Origin of the sequence: Streptomyces sp. NBC_01426 (assembly GCF_036231985.1) — a bacterium.
In the GTDB taxonomy this organism is placed as follows: Bacteria; Actinomycetota; Actinomycetes; order Streptomycetales; family Streptomycetaceae; genus Streptomyces.
In genome coordinates this window covers 5,145,141-5,162,597 of sequence record NZ_CP109500.1, presented here as the reverse complement: position 1 = coordinate 5,162,597, position 17,457 = coordinate 5,145,141, and the positions used below count along the sequence as shown (strand labels likewise).

Below are 17,457 nucleotides of genomic sequence, written 5' to 3'. Positions count from 1 at the left end.
AGCCAGGCCAGGCCCGCGACGACGAGGGCGGCGGGGAGCCGCCGCCACCGGGCGGCCGACCGCGTCACGACAGGGTCAGCGTCAGGACGGCCGTGTACGCCCCCGGCGGGGTGTAGGGCGGTACGCGCAGTTCCACCCCGGCGTCCACCGTGAAGGTCCCGCCCGCCGGCGCCCCGTCCGCCGTGGACGCCAGCACGGCCCCCTCCGGGCCGACCGGGCCCGCGCTGCCCGCCCGGCACCCGCTCGGGCTCCCCGCCGCCGCGACGCACCGCGGGGTCCAGGTCAGGGAGGCGCCCGGGATCCGGACCCCGCCCGGTCCGGCGAAGTCCGTGACCCTGCCGACCAGCGACCAGCCCGCCGGGCCGCCGCGCGCGTCCTCGACGGTGACGGTGCCGATCCGGCCGGCCGCCGCCCCGCCGTCCCCGTACGGGACCGCGCCGAGCGTCACGGACTCCCCCGCCTGGGTCATGGCCAGCGCGCCCGGCTCGACGACCACCGTCACCTTCCGGGTGCCCTGCGAGGGCGGCGCGGCATCGACCACCGGCGCGCCATCGACCACCGGCGCGGCTTCGACCAGCGCGGCGGCATCGACCACCGTGTAGGCGGCCGGCCCCGATCCGCCCTGCGCCGACCACGCCGTGCCCTCGTACGCGACCACGCCCGTCGTCCCCTTGTCGGTGACCGGCAGCGCGGCCCGGACCACACCCCGCTCGTCGGCGGTGGCGGCCACCCGGTCGGCGGTCTCGGCGGCGCCGGTCCGGCCGGCCACCGTGACGGCCGCCCCCGGGGCGAAGCCGGAGCCGGTGACGGCGACCCTCGCGCCCGGCTTCCCGAACGCCGTCCCCAGCGTGAGCGCGCGCAGGTTGGCCGTCGGCAGCGGGGCGGCCGTGAGGCGTTGGGACACGGGGGCGGGACCGGCCGCGGTGCACGTGGTGTCCAGGTCCACGGGATGACCGGTGTGCAGGGTGTAGCCGCCCGGGGCGAGGGTGATTTCGCCGGGCGCGGTGACGGTGAAGGTCCCGGTCATGGTCACGCCCGGCAGGGTCGCGCCCGCCGGCACCGGGTCGTTGCGTCGGACGCCCACCACGGTCACCTCGCCGCTCTGCGCGCCCGCGAGCACGATCCGCCCGCCGGGGGTCACCGCGTCGGCGGGCAGTTCGGTCGCGGCGGGGTTCACTGCGGGGGTCGCGGCGATCCGGTACGTCACGGTGACGGTGTCGCCGACCTTCGGGGCGGGGTCGTCGACGCTGATCCGGGCTGTCGTCGGACCGTCGGCGGGCGGCAGCCCGGCCTCCTGGGGCGGGAGGCAGTGGGTGGGGAACTCCACCTGCCCCGGGGGCGGCGGCTCGCCCTCGGCGGCGGCCGGCGTTCCCCCGGTCGTGGCGGCCAGCAGGGCCACCACGCCGCCGCTCACGGCGACGGCCGCCGCCCACCGTCTGTCGCGCGCCCCGGCCCGTCCCGCCCGTCCTGCTCGCACTGTCCGCCCCCCGCGTTGCGTCGCCCGCGTTCCGTCACCCCGGCAGGGGGTCATTCACGAGCGGACGGCGGGAGAAGTCAATGCACGGGACCGGCAACAACTGATGACCCATCAGAAGATGGGAGGGTGTCCGCCCCGACCGCCCCGACCGCCCCGCCCGCCCCGCCCGACCCCACCAGGGCGCCCGCGGCCCGGAACGTGCGCCGGTACGCCGTCGGGCTCACCCCCAACGCCGCCTGCACGTGCTTGCGCAGCGATTGCGCCGTCCCGAAGCCCGCCTCGCGCGCCACCTGCTCCATCGCCAGTTCCGTGCGCTCCAACAGACGCCGGGCGCGCTCCACCCGCTGCCCGACGATCCACTCCCCCGGGCTGACCCCGGACTCCTCGCGGAAGCGGCGCGTGAACGTCCGTACCGACATGGACTCCTGCCGGGCCAGGTCGCTCAACCGGATCGGCTCGTGCAGCCGGTCGAGCATCCAGGCACGGGCCGCCGTGGTGCCGGCCGACTGCGCTTCGGGAACCGGCCGTTCGATGAACTGCGCCTGCCCGCCGTCCCGGTGGGGCGGTACGACGGTCCGCCGGGCCACCTCGTTGGCCACGGCCGCGCCGTGGTCGCGACGGACGATGTGCAGGCACAGGTCGATGCCGGCGGCGACCCCGGCCGAGGTCAGCACGTCCCCGTCGTCGGTGTAGAGCACGCCGGGGTCGACCCGCACGGCCGGGAAGAGCCGCTGGAAGTGCTCGGCGGAGGCCCAGTGGGTGGTCGCCCGGCGCCCGTCGAGGTAGCCGGCGGCGGCGAGGACGTAGCCCCCGGTGCAGATGGAGACCAGCCGGGTGCCGGGTCGGATGTGGCCGAGGGCCGCACCGAGCGGCTCGGTCAGCCGCCCCTCCTTGTACACCGGCCCCAGCTCGTACGAGGCGGGCACCACCACCGTGTCGGCGGTGGCCAGCAGCTCCGGGCCGTGCTCGACGTCGACCGCGAAGTCGGCGTCCGTGGCCACCGGTCCGGGACGGAGCGCGCAGGTGAGGGTCTCGTAGAAGGGTCGCCCGGCCGGGTCCTTGGCGTACCCGAAGATCCGGTGCGGGATGCCGAGCTCGAAGGGCAGCAGCCCGGCGAGGGCGAGGACGACGACACGGTGCGCACGGGGCTCCATGGCCCGATCGTATCGAAGCATGTCGTTCAGGCCACTGTCGGGCGCCGCCCGCGGGCCGGAAGCTGACTGCGTGACGCAGACAGCCTCCACACCCGCCTCCACACCCGCCCCCACACCCGCCGCCGTGCCCGCCGCCCCGCGGCGGCCGGGGCGCGTGCACCGCGCCTGGTTCGCCGCGGCCGTCGCCTTCGTGACGATCATCGGCGCCGCCGCCTCCGCCTCCCTGCCCGGCCTGCTCATCGAGCCGCTGCACGAGGAGTTCGACTGGTCGCGCGGCACGATCGGCTTCGCCGTCTCGGTGAACCTCGCCCTCTACGGGCTCACCGCGCCCTTCGCGGCGGCCCTGATGGACCGCTTCGGCATTCGCAAGGTGGTCGCCGTCGCCCTGTTGGTCATATCCGGCGGCACCGTGGCCACCCTCTGGATGACCCAGTCGTGGCAACTGATCCTGTTCTGGGGCGTGCTGGTGGGCCTGGGCAGCGGCTCGATGGCACTGGCCTTCGCGGCGACCGTCACCAATCGCTGGTTCACCGCCCGGCGCGGACTCGTCACGGGCATCCTGACCGCCGCCGGGGCCTCCGGTCAGCTGATCTTCCTGCCCCTGCTGTCCTGGCTGGTCGAGCACCACGGCTGGCGGCCGGCGGCGGTCACGGTCTCGCTCGCGGCGCTGGTGGTCGTCCCGTTCGTCTGGCTGCTGCTGCGCGACCACCCGGCGGACGTGGGCCTCGCGCCGTACGGGGGCCCGTACGCGGAGAAGCCCGCACCGGTCCCGGGAGCCGCGCGCCGGGCGTTGTCGGTGCTGTTCAAGGCGGCCCGCACCGGCCCCTTCTGGCTGCTGGCCGGCACCTTCGCGATCTGCGGCGCCTCCACGAACGGCCTGGTGCGGACCCACTTCGTGCCGGCGGCCCACGACCACGGCATGCCGGTGACGGCCGCCGCCGGACTGCTGGCGGTGATCGGCGTGTTCGACGTGGTCGGCACGATCGCCTCGGGCTGGTTCACCGACCGCTTCGAGGCGCGCCGCCTGTTGGCCGTGTACTACGCCCTGCGCGGGATCTCGCTGATGTTCCTGCCGATGCTGCTGGCCCCCTCCGTCCACCCGCCGATGGTCTTCTTCATCATCTTCTACGGCCTGGACTGGGTCGCCACCGTCCCGCCGACCATCGCGCTGTGCCGGGAGCAGTTCGGGGAGGACGGCGCGATCGTCTTCGGCTGGGTCCTGGCCTCGCACCAGGTGGGCGCGGCCGTGGTGGCCTTCCTGGGCGGCCTGGCCCGCGACGCCTTCGGCTCGTACGACCTGGTCTGGTACGCCTCGGGCGGCCTGTGCGCGATGGCCGCGCTGATGGCGATGGTCATCCGCCGCCGTCCCGCCGTGACCGCGGCAACGGCCACGGCCTGAGCGTTCCGCGCCGCCGGCCGGGCGTGGCCCGGCCCGGCGGACGTCGGGAACGCGGCGGCCGCTCCCCCGTGCCTGTCAGCCGGCCGGGGTCGTGGACCTGAGGGTGCCGTCCGGGGCCGCGAGGAGGACCGGGGTGTCGGGGCCGCCGAGGTCGCGGACCGCGGCGCGATCGGCGTCGGCCGGCGCGTCGGCCGCGCTGACCACGGCCGCGGCCTCCAGGGACTGCGCCCCGCTGGCCACGGCCATGGCGACGGCCGTCTGGAGCGCGCTCAGCTTGAGGGAGGCCAGGTCCACGGTCCCGGCGACGTACGTACGACCCGTCTCGTCCCGGACCGCCGCACCCTCGGGCACCCCGTTGCGGGCGCGGGCGCTGCGCGCCAGCGTGATGATCTTGCTGTCCTCGGGGTCGATCCCGGTGTCCGCGGTGCTTTGGGTCATGGGCGAAAGCATAGGGAGCGCCTCGGCGGGCCGTGCGACGACCCCACCGAGGCGCTCTCCCCTCCATCCCCTCGTCCCCCCGTGAACGCGGGGTACCCGGCAGACGGATCTTGCTCGGGATGCACCAAACCTAAGCGCCGCGAGTGGCCGACGATCCGTTGGTCCCGGAGGGCAGTGACCTTCGGCCCTGCCGGATTCCATCCCCCGAAACCTCGGATCAGGCCTCTCGGCGCCCCCGCGTCACGGCCGGTCGAGCCGCAGCCGCTCCGCCTTCGGCAGCCCGGCGACCACGAGGTCGTACGAGTCCTCCACCAGCTCCCGGACCATCGCATCCGACAGCCCGCCCACCGTCACCGTGTTCCAGTGCCGCTTGTTCATGTGCCAACCCGGCACGATCGCCTCGTGATCGGCCCGCAGCCGCACCGCGAGGTCCGGATCGCACTTCAGGTTGATCTTCAACGGTGAGGCGCCCAGCGCCGACAGCGCGAACACCTTCCCCAGCACCTTGAACACCGAGGTCGCGGGGGTGAAGGGGAACTCCTCCACCGCCTCGTTGAAGTCCAGGCAGAACGCGCGCAGTTGCTCCGGCGTCACTCCGAGCCCTCCTCGCCCTCGCCGGCTGCCGCGACCACCGGCTCCACCAGCACCGTCACGATCTTGTTGCGTCGGCCCGCCGGGGACTCGGCCGTCAACCGCAGGGGCCGCCCGTCCGGTTCGGGCAGGTCCACGATTGCCGAGGCACCGGCGATCGGCACCCGCCCCAGCGCCTTGGCCAGCAGTCCGCCGACCGTCTCCACGTCCTCGTCGTCGAAGGCCTCGACGCCGAACAGCTCGCCGAGGTCGGTGATGTCGAGCCGGGCCGTGACCCGGTAGCGGTCCGCGCCCAGGTCCTCGACGGGCGGAAGCTCGCGGTCGTACTCGTCGGTGATCTCACCGACGATCTCCTCGAGGATGTCCTCGATGGTGACGATGCCCGCCGTGCCGCCGTACTCGTCGATGACGACGGCCACGTGGTTGCGCACCGATTGCATCTCGCGCAGCAGGTCACCGGCGTTCTTCGTGTCGGGCACGAACACCGCCGGCCGCATCGCCGTGGAGACCAGGTCGGACTCCGCCTCACGACTGATGTGCGTCTTGCGGACGAGGTCCTTGAGGTAGACGATCCCGACGATGTCGTCCTCGTTCTCCCCGGTCACCGGGATGCGCGAGAAGCCGGACCGCAGGGCCAGCGTGGTCGCCTGACGGATCGTCTTGTACCGCTCGATGCAGATCAGGTCCGTGCGCGGCACCATCACCTCGCGCACCAGGGTGTCCCCGAGTTCGAAGACCTGGTGCACCATGCGGCGCTCGTCGTCCTCGATCAGCGATTCCTTCTCCGCCAGGTCCACCATGGCCCGCAGTTCCGCCTCGGAGGCGAACGGCCCCTTGCGGAAGCCCTTCCCGGGCGTGAGCGCGTTGCCGAGGAGGATGAGGAGCTGCGGGATCGGCCCCATGACCCGGGCCAGCGGCACGAGGACGTACGCGGCCGCCGTCGCCGTGTTCAACGGGTGCTGCCGGCCGATGGTGCGCGGCGACACCCCCACGGCGACGAACGACACCAGCACCATGACCCCGATGGCCACGAGCAGCGCGGTCCAGGTGTCGCCGAACTCGTCGAGGCAGACGTACGTGACGAGCACGCCCGCCGCCATCTCACACGTCACCCGTACCAACAGGGCGACGTTGAGGTAGCGGGTGGGGTCGGCGGAGACCTGGAGGAGCTTCGCGCTGCCGCGCCGCCCCTCCCGTACGGCCTGCTCGGCCCGGAAGGCGGAGATGCGGGCGATCCCGGACTCGGCGCACGCCGCGAACCAGGCGACCACCACCAGCAGGACCGCGCCGGTGATGAGTTGGAGGGCGTTCACGAGACGGTGGGCGCGGGTGACGGACCGGTCAGGCCGCGCTCACCGCGCCAGCCGTCGACGATGGCCGCCTGGAGGCCGAACATCTCGGCCTTCTCGTCCGGCTCCTCGTGGTCGTACCCGAGCAGGTGCAGCACCCCGTGGACCGTCAGGAGCCCGAGCTCCTCGTCCATGGAGTGCCGCGTCGGCGCTTCCTCGCCCTGCCGCTTGGCCACCTCGGGACACAGGACGATGTCGCCGAGGAGCCCCTGCGGGGGCTCCTCGTCGTCCTTCGCCGGCGGACGGAGTTCGTCCATCGGGAAGGACATGACGTCGGTGGGTCCGGGCAGGTCCATCCACTGGATGTGGAGCTGCTCCATCGCCGCCTCGTCGACGACGATGACGGACAGCTCGGACAGCGGGTGGATCCTCATCCGGGCGAGCGCGTAGCGGGCGATGTCGAGGATCGCCTGCTCGTCGACCTCGATTCCGGACTCGTTGTTGACGTCGATCGACATGGTGCGCTGGGTTCTACTTCCGCTGGTAGCCGTTCCGGGACTGCGTGGGGTCCCGGCTGTCGTCGTACTTCTCGTACGCATCGACGATACGGCCGACCAGCTTGTGCCGGACGACATCCTCGGACGTGAGCCGCGAGAAGTGGATGTCCGGCACCCCTTCCAGGATGTCCTGCACCTGACGCAGACCGCTCTTGGCCCCGCCCGGGAGGTCGACCTGCGTCACGTCGCCGGTGACGACGATCTTCGAGTCGAAGCCGAGTCGGGTGAGGAACATCTTCATCTGCTCGGTGGTGGTGTTCTGTGCCTCGTCGAGCACCACGAACGCCTCGTTCAAGGTACGGCCCCGCATGTAGGCCAGCGGCGCCACCTCGATGGTCCCGGCGGCCATGAGCCGCGGGATGGAATCCGGGTCGATCATGTCGTGCAGCGCGTCGTAGAGCGGGCGCAGGTACGGGTCGATCTTGTCGAACAGGGTGCCCGGCAGGAAGCCGAGCCGCTCGCCCGCCTCGACGGCGGGACGGGTCAGGATGATCCTGCTGACCTGCTTGGACTGCAGGGCCTGGACCGCCTTGGCCATGGCCAGGTAGGTCTTGCCCGTGCCCGCGGGACCGATGCCGAACACGATCGTGTTCTTGTCGATCGCGTCGACGTACCGCTTCTGGTTGAGGGTCTTGGGACGGATGGTCCGACCGCGGCTGGAGAGGATGTTCTGGGTGAGCACCTCGGCGGGCGTCTCGTCCCCGGCGTCGCCCTTGCCGTTGCCGTTCGCCTTGAGCATGGCGATCGAGCGTTCCACTGCGTCCTCCGTCATCGACTGCCCGGTGCGGAGCACCAGCATCATCTCGTCGAACAGGCGCTGGATCAGCGCGACTTCCGCCGCGTCGCCGATCGCGCTGACCTGATTGCCCCGAACATGGATGTCGGCCTTCGGGAAGGCCTTCTCGATCACGCGCAACAGGGCGTCGCCCGATCCGAGCACGGTCACCATGGGATGGGTGGCCGGAACGGTGAAGTGGGCGCGCGCCTGGCCCGGCGCGGGGGTGCGGGCTGTCGGTGTCTGAGTCATGGGCCGGCACTGTGGCCTGCGCATACCTCCCACTGAGGGGTCGCTCGGGTCGTCGACCTCCGGACTACCAAGGGTACGTCTCCGCCGCCGCTTCCCCGAGAGGTTTTCCCGCACGCGTCCCGGCCTGTCGGGGCGCGCGCCCCGACGGGGTCCGACGGTGGCCGGCCCGCGCATCCGGCGGCGTCCCGGGGCGACGGCCTAGACCGGGTGCCGGAAGCCGATCGTGGGCACGGCGCGGCGCCTCGGTCCCGGTGTCGCCCCGGACGGGACGAGTTCCTCCAGGAAGGCGTACCGGCCCCGCAGCTCGGCCGGGGCCGTCTGCCACCAGTGGGCGACCTCCGGCCATCCGGGGGCCGACAGGGAGCCGCCGAACTCCTGGACCGACAGGGCCGCCGTCAGCCCCGCGAAGGCCAGCCGGTCGGCGAGCGGCCATTCCGCCAGGGTGCCCGTCACGAACCCCGCCACGTACACGTCGCCGGCGCCCGTCGGGTCCAGCGCGTCCACGACGATCGCCGGGACCTCCGCCGTCTCCCCGGTCCGGCCGTCGACGGCGTACGAGCCCTCCGCGCCCATGGTCACCACCGCGAGCGGCACCCTTTCGGCCAGCGCCCGGGCCGCCGCGCGCGGACAGTCGGTCCGGGTGTACCGCATCGCCTCGCCCGCGTTCGGCAGGAAGGCCTCGCAGTGCTCCAGGTCGGCCAGCGCCCCCAGGTCCCAGCGCCCGCTCTCGTCCCAGCCCACGTCGGCGAAGACCAGCGAGCCCTGCCGGGCCGCCTCGGCGACCCAGGGCTCGCTCCGGCCCGGTGCCAGCGAGGCCACGGCCGCGCGGGCTCGGGGCGGGCAGAGCGGGAAGGGGTCGGGGCCGGCCGGGGGCGGGGCCTCGTGGCCGTGGGAGACCATCGTGCGCTCGCCCTCGTACGCCATCGAGACGGTGACGGGGCTGTGCCAGCCGGGGAGGGTGTGGGACATCGACAGGTCGATGCCCTCGCCCTGTTCGAGCGCGTCCCAGCAGTACTCGCCGTAGTGGTCGTCCCCGAAGGCGGCGGCGAGCGAGGTCCGCAGGCCGAGCCGGGCGAGCGCGGCGGCCATGTTGGCGACGCCGCCGGGGCTGGAGCCCATGCCGCGCGCCCAGGATTCCGTGCCGCGGACCGGGGCGGAGTCCAGGCCGGTGAAGATGATGTCGAGGAACACCGTTCCCGTCAGGAAGACGTCGCAGCCCGGTTCTTGGGGATCCCGCACCGGACCGAGCGGGTCCAGTTTCATGGGTCGGCTGATGCGGCTGTCCCGACTGGTCACGGTGTGCTCCCCGTTTCGTGCGTGTGCGGATCGAAGTCTCGTGGATGTGTCGAAGAGTCGTTTCTGCAAGTCGGCTTGAGGTGGAAAGCAGCCACCCCTGCCCCGGTTCGGCCGGCGCAAACCCCAGTGTGACGCACATCACCACCGGAACGCTCTTCTGTCGACCGACCGGCGCTTGATAAACAGGTGCACCGCCCACTCTCCGGAACCCTCGTTCCAGCTGCGCAGCAACGGAAACACCCGTGTCGATCACCTCCCCCGCGCCCTCGTCCGCGCACCCCGCCGCCTGGCCCCTGGTGGCCCTTTTCACAGCCGGATACGCGGCGCCCTACCTCCTCCCGACCGTGGTCGGCCGGCTCGACGCGTACCTTCCGCTGAGTCCCGCCCAGGCCGGCCTGATCGGCTCGGCCCTGCTGCTCGGATCCGCCGGCGCCGGATTCACCCTGGCCTCCCGCATCCCCCGGCACGGGCCCCGCGCCCTGGCCCGGCTCGGGCTGCTGCTCGCCGTCGCGGGCTACGGCGCCGCGGCGTCGACCTCCCTCCTGCCCCTCGTCGTCGTGGGCGCCGTGGTCGGCGGCTTCGGCTCCGGGACGGCGACCGCCGTGGCCGCCTCCGGGATCGCCGGGACGCGCGATCCGCACCGCACCTCCGCCCTCGGACTGCTGTCGGTGTCGGCGACCGCGGGCGCGCTCTACCTGACGCTGCCCCGGTTCGGCGGCGACCTGCTGGGGCACGGGCTGCCGTTCGCGGCGATCGCGCTGGTCGCCGCGGCGGTCTGGCCCGCGACCTCCCGACTCGGCGGCCCGGCCGCCCCCGGCCCCGCCGTACGGACCTCCGGGCGCCTTCCCTACCCGCGCGCCGGGGTGGTCCTGGCGGGCGGCCTGCTGCTGTGGTCGCTCGCCCAGAACTCGCTGTGGGGGGTCAGCGGCCGGATCGGCGCCGAGCAGGCGGGCCTGTCCGAGGTCACCCTCGGCATGGTCTTCGCCGCGGCGTTGGGCGCCGGCCTGGTCGGCGTCACGGCCGCCTCGGCCCTCGGCTCCCGGTGGGGCCGGGCCGTCCCGATCGGCGCGGGGACCGCGGTGATCGCCTGCTGCGTGGTGGTGGCCACCTCCGCGCGGGGCCTGGGCGGCTTCGCGGCCGGGGAGATCCTCTGGAACGCCTTCTACCCGGTGGTCCTCTCCTACGTCATCGGGCTGGCGGCGGCCCTGGACCCGCGAGGCCGCTGGGCGGTGCTGGCCGGCTCCGCCTCCTCCCTCGGGGTGGCGTGCGGGCCCGTCACCGGCAGTCTGCTCGCCGAGGCCGTCGGCTTCCCCGGGATGGGCCTGACCCTGGGCGTCCTGCTGTTGGCGGTGGCCTGGCCGATGACCGCCGTCGCGCTGCACGCGGGCGGCCGCCCGCTGGTGCCGGGCTCGGTCCGGCGCCGCGGTGGCGCGCCGGCGGCCGTGCTGGCCGCGAGCGCGGGCGCCCCGACGGGCGCGGTGCCCCGGGTCGGCGCACCGGAGCTGGAGGTCGCCGAGATCTCGGTGCGCCCCGTGCGCCGGCTGCCCCGCCGGGTGCTGCTGCTCTCCCCGGCGGCCCGGCGCGCCCGCGCCCGCACCGAGGACAGGACGCCCGACCGGCGGGTCTCCGTCTAGTGCTGTGGCCGGAAAGGTTTGCCGGGTCGCGGTGTCCGGTGCGGTTCATCGCAAGGCGGAGGACTGCCGCTTGTACGCGACGTACTCGGGCGGTTCGACAACGCGGCGAGGTGCCGTGCCGGGCGCCGTGACACGGTGAACCTTTCCGGTCACCGCACTAGGCGGCCTGGCTCCGCTTCGGCACCGGCACCCGTACGAGGTCGGCGGCGATCGTCAGTTCGCCCGCGTAGCCGGCCGCGCGGGCCTGTCGCTCGAACTCGGTCGGGTCGGAGTAGCGCTGCGAGAAGTGCGTCAGCACCAGGTGGCGGACGCCGGCGTCGCGTGCCACCCGGGCGGCCTGACCGGCGGTCAGGTGCCCGTGGTCGGTGGCGAGTCGCTCGTCCTCGTCGAGGAAGGTCGACTCGATGACGAGCATGTCGCAGCCCTCCGCGAGCGCGTACACGCCCTCGCAGAGCCGGGTGTCCATGACGAAGGCGAACCGCTGCCCGGGCCTGTGCTCGCTGACGTCGTCCAGGGTGACGCCGTTCCACTCCCCCTCGCGCAGCAGCCGGCCGACGTCCGGCCCCTTGATCCCGCGTTCCGCGAGCAGTTCGGGCACCATGCGGCGCCCGTCCCGTTCGACGAGCCGGTAGCCGAAGGCCTCCACCGGGTGCGAGAGCAGTCGCGCCTCCAGGACGTATCCGGCCTCGCGCGCCAACGGGCCGTCGGCGGTGACCGGTTCCTCTCGGAGCGGGACGGTCTCGCGGTAGGCGGTGGCGTACCGGAGCCGGTCGAAGAACTTCTGCCCCGAGGCCGGGTAGTGCGCGGTGACCGGGTGCGGAACCCGGTCGAGGTTGATCCGCTGGATCACCCCGGCCAGGCCGAGGCTGTGGTCACCGTGGAAGTGGGTCACGCAGATCCGGTTGATGTCGTGCGCGGCCACCCCGGCGCGCAGCATCTGGCGCTGGGTGCCCTCGCCCGGGTCGAAGAGGATGCCCTCGCCGTCCCAGCGCAGCAGGTAGCCGTTGTGGTTGCGGCTTCGGGTGGGGACCTGGCTGGCGGTGCCCAGCACCACGAACTCTCGTACGGACACGGCTTATCCGGGGGGCCACTGGAGGCCGCGGCCGCCGAGGACGTGCGCGTGCGCGTGGAAGACGGTCTGCCCGGCGCCGGCGCCGGTGTTGAAGACGACCCGGTAGCCCTGGTCGACGACCTTCTCGTCCGCGGCGACCTGGCCGGCCTCGCGCAGCACGTCGGCGGCGACGCCCGGCTCGGCGGCCGCGAGGGAGGCGGCGTCGGGGTAGTGGACCTTCGGGATGACGAGCACGTGCGTGGGCGCCTTCGGGCTGATGTCCCGGAAGGCGACGGTCGTCTCGGTCTCCCGGACGACGGTCGCCGGGATCTCGCCCGCGACGATCTTGCAGAACAGGCAGTCCGCCTGGGGTTCCCCGGCCATTGCTGAGCCTCCCGTGAAGGTGATCGGTCCCGGCATCGTATCCGCCGGCGCCCCCGCCCCGGCCAGGGGTTTCCGGCGGGGCCGCTCAGCCCCAGCGCCCCGTGCGGGCCAGCAGGACGGCGACCGCGGCGGTGCCGGCGGTGGAGGTGCGCAGCACCGAGGGCCCCAGCCGGTACGGCAGGGCGCCGGCTTCAGCGAAGGTCGCGAGTTCCTCCGGGGAGACCCCGCCCTCGGGGCCGACGACCACGACGACGGACCCGGACGACGGCAGTTCGGCCGTCGCCAGGGCTCCGGAGGGGGCGTCGCGGTCCTCGTGCAGGACCACGGCCAGGTCGGCTTCGGCGAGGAGCGCCGCCACCTGCTTCGTGGAGAGGGCCTCGGCCACCTCGGGGAAGCTCACCCGGCGGGACTGCTTGCCCGCTTCCCGGGCCGTGTTGCGCCACTTGGCGAGGGACTTGGCGCCCCGGTCGCCGCGCCACTGCGTGATGCAGCGCGAGGCCTGCCAGGGCACGATCGCGTCGACGCCGGTCTCGGTCATGGTCTCCACGGCGACCTCGCCCCGGTCGCCCTTCGGCAGGGCCTGCACGACGGTGACGCGGACGGCGGGCGCCGGCTCCTCGAAGGATCCGGACACGGACACGACGAGCCGGTCCTTGCCCTCGGCGGCCTTCACGACGGCGTCGGCCCAGCGGCCCCGGCCGTCCGTGAGGACCACCGCCTCGCCGGGGTTGAGCCGCTTGACCGACACCGCGTGCCGGCCCTCGGGGCCCTCCAGGGTGAACTCGGGCCCCGCGGGGACCTCTTCGACCACGAACACGGGGGCCGTCATGACGCTCTCCTCATCTGCAACACCTTCAACGCGCTCTGTGCCTCGGCCAGTTCGGCCGCCAGCACCTCCATGAGCTCCCCTGCGGGCAGCGCCCGCGCCAGCCGGTGGCCCTGCCCCGCCCACAGGGCCATGCCCTGTGGGTCCCCGGCGGCGGCCGCCGCCTTGCGCAGGCCCGACGTCAGGTGGTGGACCTGCGGGTAGGCGGCCGGGGCGTACGGGCCGTGTTCCCGCATGAAGCGGTTGACCAGGCCCCGGGCGGGCCGGCCGGAGAAGGCGCGGGTGAGTTCCGTGTGCGGGAAGAGGGGGTTCGTCAGCGCCTTCTTGTGCAGGGGGTGCGCGCCCGACTCCGGACAGGCCAGGAAGGCCGTGCCGAGCTGGGCGGCCTCGGCGCCCGCCGCGAGCACCGCCGCGACCTGCGCGCCGCGCATCAACCCGCCCGCCGCGATGATCGGGAGGGCCACGGCCTCCCGTACCCGGGCGACCAGCACGAGCAGTCCGACCCCGGCCGTGCCGTCGATCTCGGGGTCGTCGCGGTGCGTGCCCTGGTGGCCGCCCGCCTCGACGCCCTGGACGCAGACGGCGTCGGCCCCCGCCGCCTCGGCGGCGCGGGCCTCCTCCACCGAGGTCACCGTGACGACGGTGTACGTGCCGGCCTCGCGCAGCCGGGTACAGACGGCGGCGGGCGGACAGCCGAAGGTGAACGAGACGACGGGGACGGGGTCCTCGACGAGGATGGCGAGCTTGGCCTCGTAGCCGTCGTCGGAGGTGCCGATGATGTCCTCCTCGGCCAGCGACACCTCGTACCAGTTGGCCTCGCCCGCGAGCTGTCCCCGGTACGTCTCGATCTCGGCCGGGTCCACGTAGCCGGTCTGCGGCATGAAGAGGTTGACGCCGAACGGACGTCGGGTGAGCGCGCGCAGCCGCTTGATCTCCTGGTACATGCCGTCGGCGGTCTTGTAGCCGCCGGCCAGGAAGCCCAGCCCGCCCGCCTCGCACACGGCGGCGGCCAGCGGCGGACAGGAGGCGCCGCCCGCCATGGGCGCCTGCACGATCGGGTAAGGGGTGAGACCGTTCGGCGAGGAGGACATGGACTGCATCGTGCCACGTCCCGCGCACCGGGCCGAATCATCGCATTCGCCTGGCATAGTCCGCCTGCGAAGTCGCTCGACCCCGTGTCGCACCCCGCCCCGCACGGCGTCGAGCCCGACCCGGGACATCCCCGGATCGGGCTCGTACGAGATGACGCCGACGGCCGGTCAGCGGCCGTTGAACGCGTCCTTCAGGCGGCTGAACAGACCCTGCTGGCCCGGCGCGAACTGGCCCATCGGCCGCTCCTCGCCGCGCAGCTTCGCGAGCTGGCGCAGCAGGTCCTCCTGCTGGGCGTCCAGCTTGCCGGGGGTGGTGACCTCGACGTGGACGATCAGGTCACCCCGCCCGCCGCCGCGCAGGTGCGTGACGCCGCGCCCGTGCAGGGGGATCGCCTGACCGGAGCCGGTGCCGGGCCGGATGTCGATCTCCTCCATGCCGTCCAGCGTCTCCAGCGGGCATTTGGTGCCCAGGGCCGCCGCCGTCATGGGGAGGGTGACCGTGCAGTGCAGGTCGTCCCCGCGCCGTTGGAAGGTCGGGTGCGGCAGCTCGTGGATCTCCACGTACAGGTCGCCGGCGGGGCCGCCGCCGGGGCCGACCTCGCCCTCGCCCGCGAGCTGGATGCGGGTGCCGTTCTCGACACCGGCGGGGATCTTGACCGTGAGGCTGCGGCGGGACCGCACCCGGCCGTCGCCCGCGCACTCGGGGCACGGGGTGGGGACCACGGTGCCGAAGCCCTGGCACTGCGGGCAGGGTCGCGAGGTCATGACCTGGCCCAGGAAGGACCGGGTGACCTGCGAGACCTCACCGCGACCGCGACACATGTCACACGTCTGCGCCGAGGTGCCGGGGGCGGCGCCCTCACCGGAGCAGGTCGTGCAGACGACGGCCGTGTCGACCTGGATGTCCTTGGTCGTCCCGAAGGCCGCCTCGTCCAGTTCCAGGTCGAGGCGGATCATGGCGTCCTGGCCGCGGCGGGTCCGCGAGCGCGGTCCGCGCTGCTGGGACTGGCCGAAGAAGGCGTCCATGATGTCGGAGAAGTTGCCGAAGCCACCCGCTCCGAAGCCGCCCGCTCCGCCGCCGCCCGAGGAGGACAGCGGGTCGCCGCCGAGGTCGTAGACCTGCTTCTTCTGCGGGTCCGAGAGCACCTCGTAGGCCGCGTTGATCTCCTTGAAGCGCTCCTGCGTCTTCGGATCCGGATTCACGTCCGGGTGGAGTTCGCGCGCGAGGCGACGGAAGGCCTTCTTGATCTCGTCCTGCGATGCGTCGCGGCGCACGCCGAGAACGGCGTAGTAGTCCGTGGCCACTTACGACTCCGCCAGGATCTGTCCGACGTAACGTGCCACTGCGCGTACCGCTCCCATCGTTCCGGGGTAGTCCATGCGGGTCGGTCCGACCACGCCGAGTTTGGCGACTGCTTCGCCGCCCGAACCGTAGCCGACCGAGACGACGGACGTGGAGTTCAGTCCCTCGTAGGCATTCTCATGCCCGATCTTCACGGCCATCCCCGACTCGTTGGCCTCGCCCAGCAGCTTGAGGAGCACGACCTGCTCCTCCAGCGCTTCGAGCACCGGCCTGATCGTCAGGGGAAAGTCATGTCCGAACCGTGTGAGGTTGGCGGTGCCGCCGATCATCAGCCGCTCCTCCGCCTCCTCCACGAGCGTTTCGAGAAGGGTCGCGAGGACGGCCTTGACCGTCGCCCGGTCCTCGGTCTCGAAGGACTCCGGAAGGTCCTGTACCAGCGGCGGCACGTCGGTGAACCGACGGCCGACGACCCGGCTGTTGAGCCGCGCCCGCAAGTCCGCGAGCGAGGTCTCCCCGAAGGGCGTCTGGCAGTCGACCAGCCGCTGCTCGACCCGACCGGTGTCCGTGATCAGCACGAGCATCAGGCGCGCGGGCGCCAACGAGAGCAGCTCGACGTGCCGGACGGTGGAGCGGGTCAGCGACGGGTACTGCACCACGGCGACCTGCCGGGTGAGCTGGGCGAGCAGCCGTACGGTGCGCCCCACGACGTCGTCGAGGTCGACGGCGCCGTCGAGGAAGTTCTGGATGGCCCGCCGCTCCGGGGTGGACAGCGGTTTGACCCCCGCCAGCTTGTCCACGAAGAGCCGGTAGCCCTTGTCGGTGGGGATCCGACCGGCGCTGGTGTGGGGTTGGGCGATGTACCCCTCGTCCTCCAGCAGCGCCATGTCGTTGCGCACGGTGGCGGGCGAGACGCCGAGCCGGTGCCGCTCGGTGAGCGCCTTGGAGCCGACCGGCTCCTCCGTCCCGACATAGTCCTGGACGATGGCGCGCAGCACCTCGAGTCTGCGTTCGCTGAGCATCGCGCACACCTCCAGATGCGGTCGGTCGTCTTCGGTCGTCGTGCGGTCCCGTTGCGGGCCTCGTTGGCACTCTGCGCATTCGAGTGCCAGAGATCCCCCGGTCAGTGTACGGCCGGGTGGTACGCGGGAGGCAAGGGCGGCCCGCCAGGGTAGCGTCACCGCATGGACGTGCAATGGGAAGAGGCGGGCTGGGAACGGCTGACCGGACGGGTCGGACGGCGCCGGTTGCCGGTGTGGGACTGCACGGTGGGGCTGGTGGTGGGCGACGATTCGGTTCTTCTCGTCGACCCCGGTTCGTGCGTGCGGGAGGGTGCGCGGGTGCGGGCCGAGGCGGAGCGGCTGACCGGCCGGCACGTGACCCATATCGCATTCACGCACGGACATTTCGACCACGTTCTGGGTGGCTCCGCCTTCACGGGCGCCGAGTTCCACGCGGCGGTCGGCCTGGACAAGGTGCTGTCGACGCCCACCGGCCGCGAGGAACTGCGGCACAGCGCGACCGCGCAGGGCCTGGACGCGGCGGAGGCCGCGGAGGCCGCCGACCTGGTCGTGGCACCCGAGCACCCGGTGTCGGGCGAGCGGACGCTGGATCTGGGCGCCGTACAGGTGCTGCTCGCGAACCTCGGCCCCGCGCACTCCCAGCACGACCTGGCGGTCTTCGTGCCGGGCGAACGGGAGGTCGTCTTCTGCGGGGACCTGGTCGAGGAGTCGGGCGAACCCCAGGCCGGCTCGGACGCGGTGCCCGGGCAGTGGCCGGCGGCCCTGGACCGGCTGCTCTCGCTGGGCGGCGACGACGCACTGTACGTGCCGGGTCACGGAGCGGTGGTCGACGCGGCCTTCGTCCGTGCGCAACGGGACACACTGGCAACGAGGTTCGGCGTGTCGACGGCGTGAGCGCGGGCTCTCTCGTACGGTCGCCGG

Annotated in this window: 17 protein-coding genes; 3 read left to right on the top strand and 14 right to left on the bottom strand. The window is 73.2% G+C overall.

What is annotated here, in order from left to right; all coding sequences use genetic code 11:
* Positions 1-64 precede the first annotated feature (64 nt).
* Both OG906_RS22865 and OG906_RS22860 read right to left on the bottom strand, forming a co-directional pair.
* Entirely contained in the window at positions 65-1,477 is a 1,413-nt protein-coding gene (locus OG906_RS22865) for a beta-xylosidase (protein WP_329445365.1), read from the bottom strand.
* Between the two features lie 77 nt (positions 1,478-1,554).
* A complete protein-coding gene (locus tag OG906_RS22860) occupies positions 1,555-2,631 on the bottom strand; it encodes a GlxA family transcriptional regulator (protein ID WP_329445363.1) in 1,077 nt (358 codons plus the stop codon).
* A 19-nt stretch (positions 2,632-2,650) separates the two neighbouring features.
* Here OG906_RS22860 and OG906_RS22855 point away from each other — a divergent pair, with 19 nt between their 5' ends.
* Complete coding sequence (locus tag OG906_RS22855) at positions 2,651-4,030, top strand: MFS transporter (RefSeq protein ID WP_443067406.1); 1,380 nt, start codon at positions 2,651-2,653, stop codon at positions 4,028-4,030.
* 75 nt (positions 4,031-4,105) lie between these two features.
* On the opposite strand, the gene OG906_RS22850 is transcribed toward OG906_RS22855, so the two are convergent.
* The 6 genes from OG906_RS22850 to OG906_RS22825 all read right to left on the bottom strand — a co-directional run bounded on the left by OG906_RS22850 (position 4,106) and on the right by OG906_RS22825 (position 9,195).
* Positions 4,106-4,468: a cytidine deaminase gene (locus OG906_RS22850; protein WP_329445361.1), complete on the bottom strand. Its 363-nt coding sequence runs from the start codon at positions 4,466-4,468 to the stop codon at positions 4,106-4,108.
* Between the two features lie 240 nt (positions 4,469-4,708).
* Positions 4,709-5,062: an MmcQ/YjbR family DNA-binding protein gene (locus tag OG906_RS22845; RefSeq protein ID WP_329445359.1), complete on the bottom strand. Its 354-nt coding sequence runs from the start codon at positions 5,060-5,062 to the stop codon at positions 4,709-4,711.
* Positions 5,059-6,372, bottom strand: coding sequence for a hemolysin family protein (locus OG906_RS22840; RefSeq protein WP_329445357.1), 1,314 nt, complete (start codon positions 6,370-6,372; stop codon positions 5,059-5,061). The genes OG906_RS22845 and OG906_RS22840 overlap by 4 nt, the downstream gene beginning before the upstream one ends.
* A complete protein-coding gene (gene ybeY, locus OG906_RS22835; RefSeq protein WP_053681985.1) occupies positions 6,369-6,866 on the bottom strand; it encodes an rRNA maturation RNase YbeY in 498 nt (165 codons plus the stop codon). Before ybeY ends, OG906_RS22840 begins: the two co-directional genes overlap by 4 nt.
* A 13-nt stretch (positions 6,867-6,879) precedes the next feature.
* Positions 6,880-7,932 (bottom strand): PhoH family protein, encoded by a 1,053-nt coding sequence (locus OG906_RS22830; RefSeq protein WP_267802620.1) that lies wholly within the window; start codon positions 7,930-7,932, stop codon positions 6,880-6,882.
* A 198-nt stretch (positions 7,933-8,130) separates the two neighbouring features.
* Complete coding sequence (locus OG906_RS22825) at positions 8,131-9,195, bottom strand: PfkB family carbohydrate kinase (protein WP_329448100.1); 1,065 nt, start codon at positions 9,193-9,195, stop codon at positions 8,131-8,133.
* Positions 9,196-9,470: 275 nt separating this feature from the next.
* Between OG906_RS22825 and OG906_RS22820 the strand changes: the two genes are divergently transcribed.
* Positions 9,471-10,862, top strand: a complete 1,392-nt coding sequence (locus OG906_RS22820; protein ID WP_329445353.1) for an MFS transporter — start codon at positions 9,471-9,473, stop codon at positions 10,860-10,862.
* 157 nt (positions 10,863-11,019) lie between these two features.
* Here the strand turns inward: OG906_RS22820 and OG906_RS22815 are convergent, their stop codons facing one another.
* From OG906_RS22815 to hrcA, 6 genes are all read right to left on the bottom strand, one after another.
* Positions 11,020-11,934 carry a ribonuclease Z gene (locus OG906_RS22815; RefSeq protein WP_329445351.1) on the bottom strand — a complete coding sequence of 305 codons (915 nt, stop codon included), beginning with the start codon at positions 11,932-11,934 and terminating at the stop codon, positions 11,020-11,022.
* 3 nt (positions 11,935-11,937) lie between these two features.
* Positions 11,938-12,297, bottom strand: a complete 360-nt coding sequence (locus OG906_RS22810; protein ID WP_329445350.1) for a histidine triad nucleotide-binding protein — start codon at positions 12,295-12,297, stop codon at positions 11,938-11,940.
* Between the two features lie 85 nt (positions 12,298-12,382).
* A complete protein-coding gene (locus tag OG906_RS22805; RefSeq protein WP_329445348.1) occupies positions 12,383-13,126 on the bottom strand; it encodes a 16S rRNA (uracil(1498)-N(3))-methyltransferase in 744 nt (247 codons plus the stop codon).
* Positions 13,123-14,214 (bottom strand): nitronate monooxygenase, encoded by a 1,092-nt coding sequence (locus OG906_RS22800; RefSeq protein WP_329445346.1) that lies wholly within the window; start codon positions 14,212-14,214, stop codon positions 13,123-13,125. The genes OG906_RS22805 and OG906_RS22800 overlap by 4 nt, the downstream gene beginning before the upstream one ends.
* 168 nt (positions 14,215-14,382) lie before the next feature.
* Entirely contained in the window at positions 14,383-15,519 is a 1,137-nt protein-coding gene (dnaJ, locus tag OG906_RS22795; protein WP_267802615.1) for a molecular chaperone DnaJ, read from the bottom strand.
* The gene (hrcA, locus tag OG906_RS22790; protein WP_267802614.1) at positions 15,520-16,536 is read right to left on the bottom strand and encodes a heat-inducible transcriptional repressor HrcA; all 1,017 of its coding nucleotides are present in this window, start codon (positions 16,534-16,536) and stop codon (positions 15,520-15,522) included.
* A gap of 162 nt (positions 16,537-16,698) precedes the next feature.
* On the opposite strand from hrcA, the gene OG906_RS22785 reads away from it, so the two are divergent.
* The gene (locus OG906_RS22785; RefSeq protein WP_329445344.1) at positions 16,699-17,430 is read left to right on the top strand and encodes an MBL fold metallo-hydrolase; all 732 of its coding nucleotides are present in this window, start codon (positions 16,699-16,701) and stop codon (positions 17,428-17,430) included.
* The last annotated feature ends 27 nt before the right edge of the window (positions 17,431-17,457 follow it).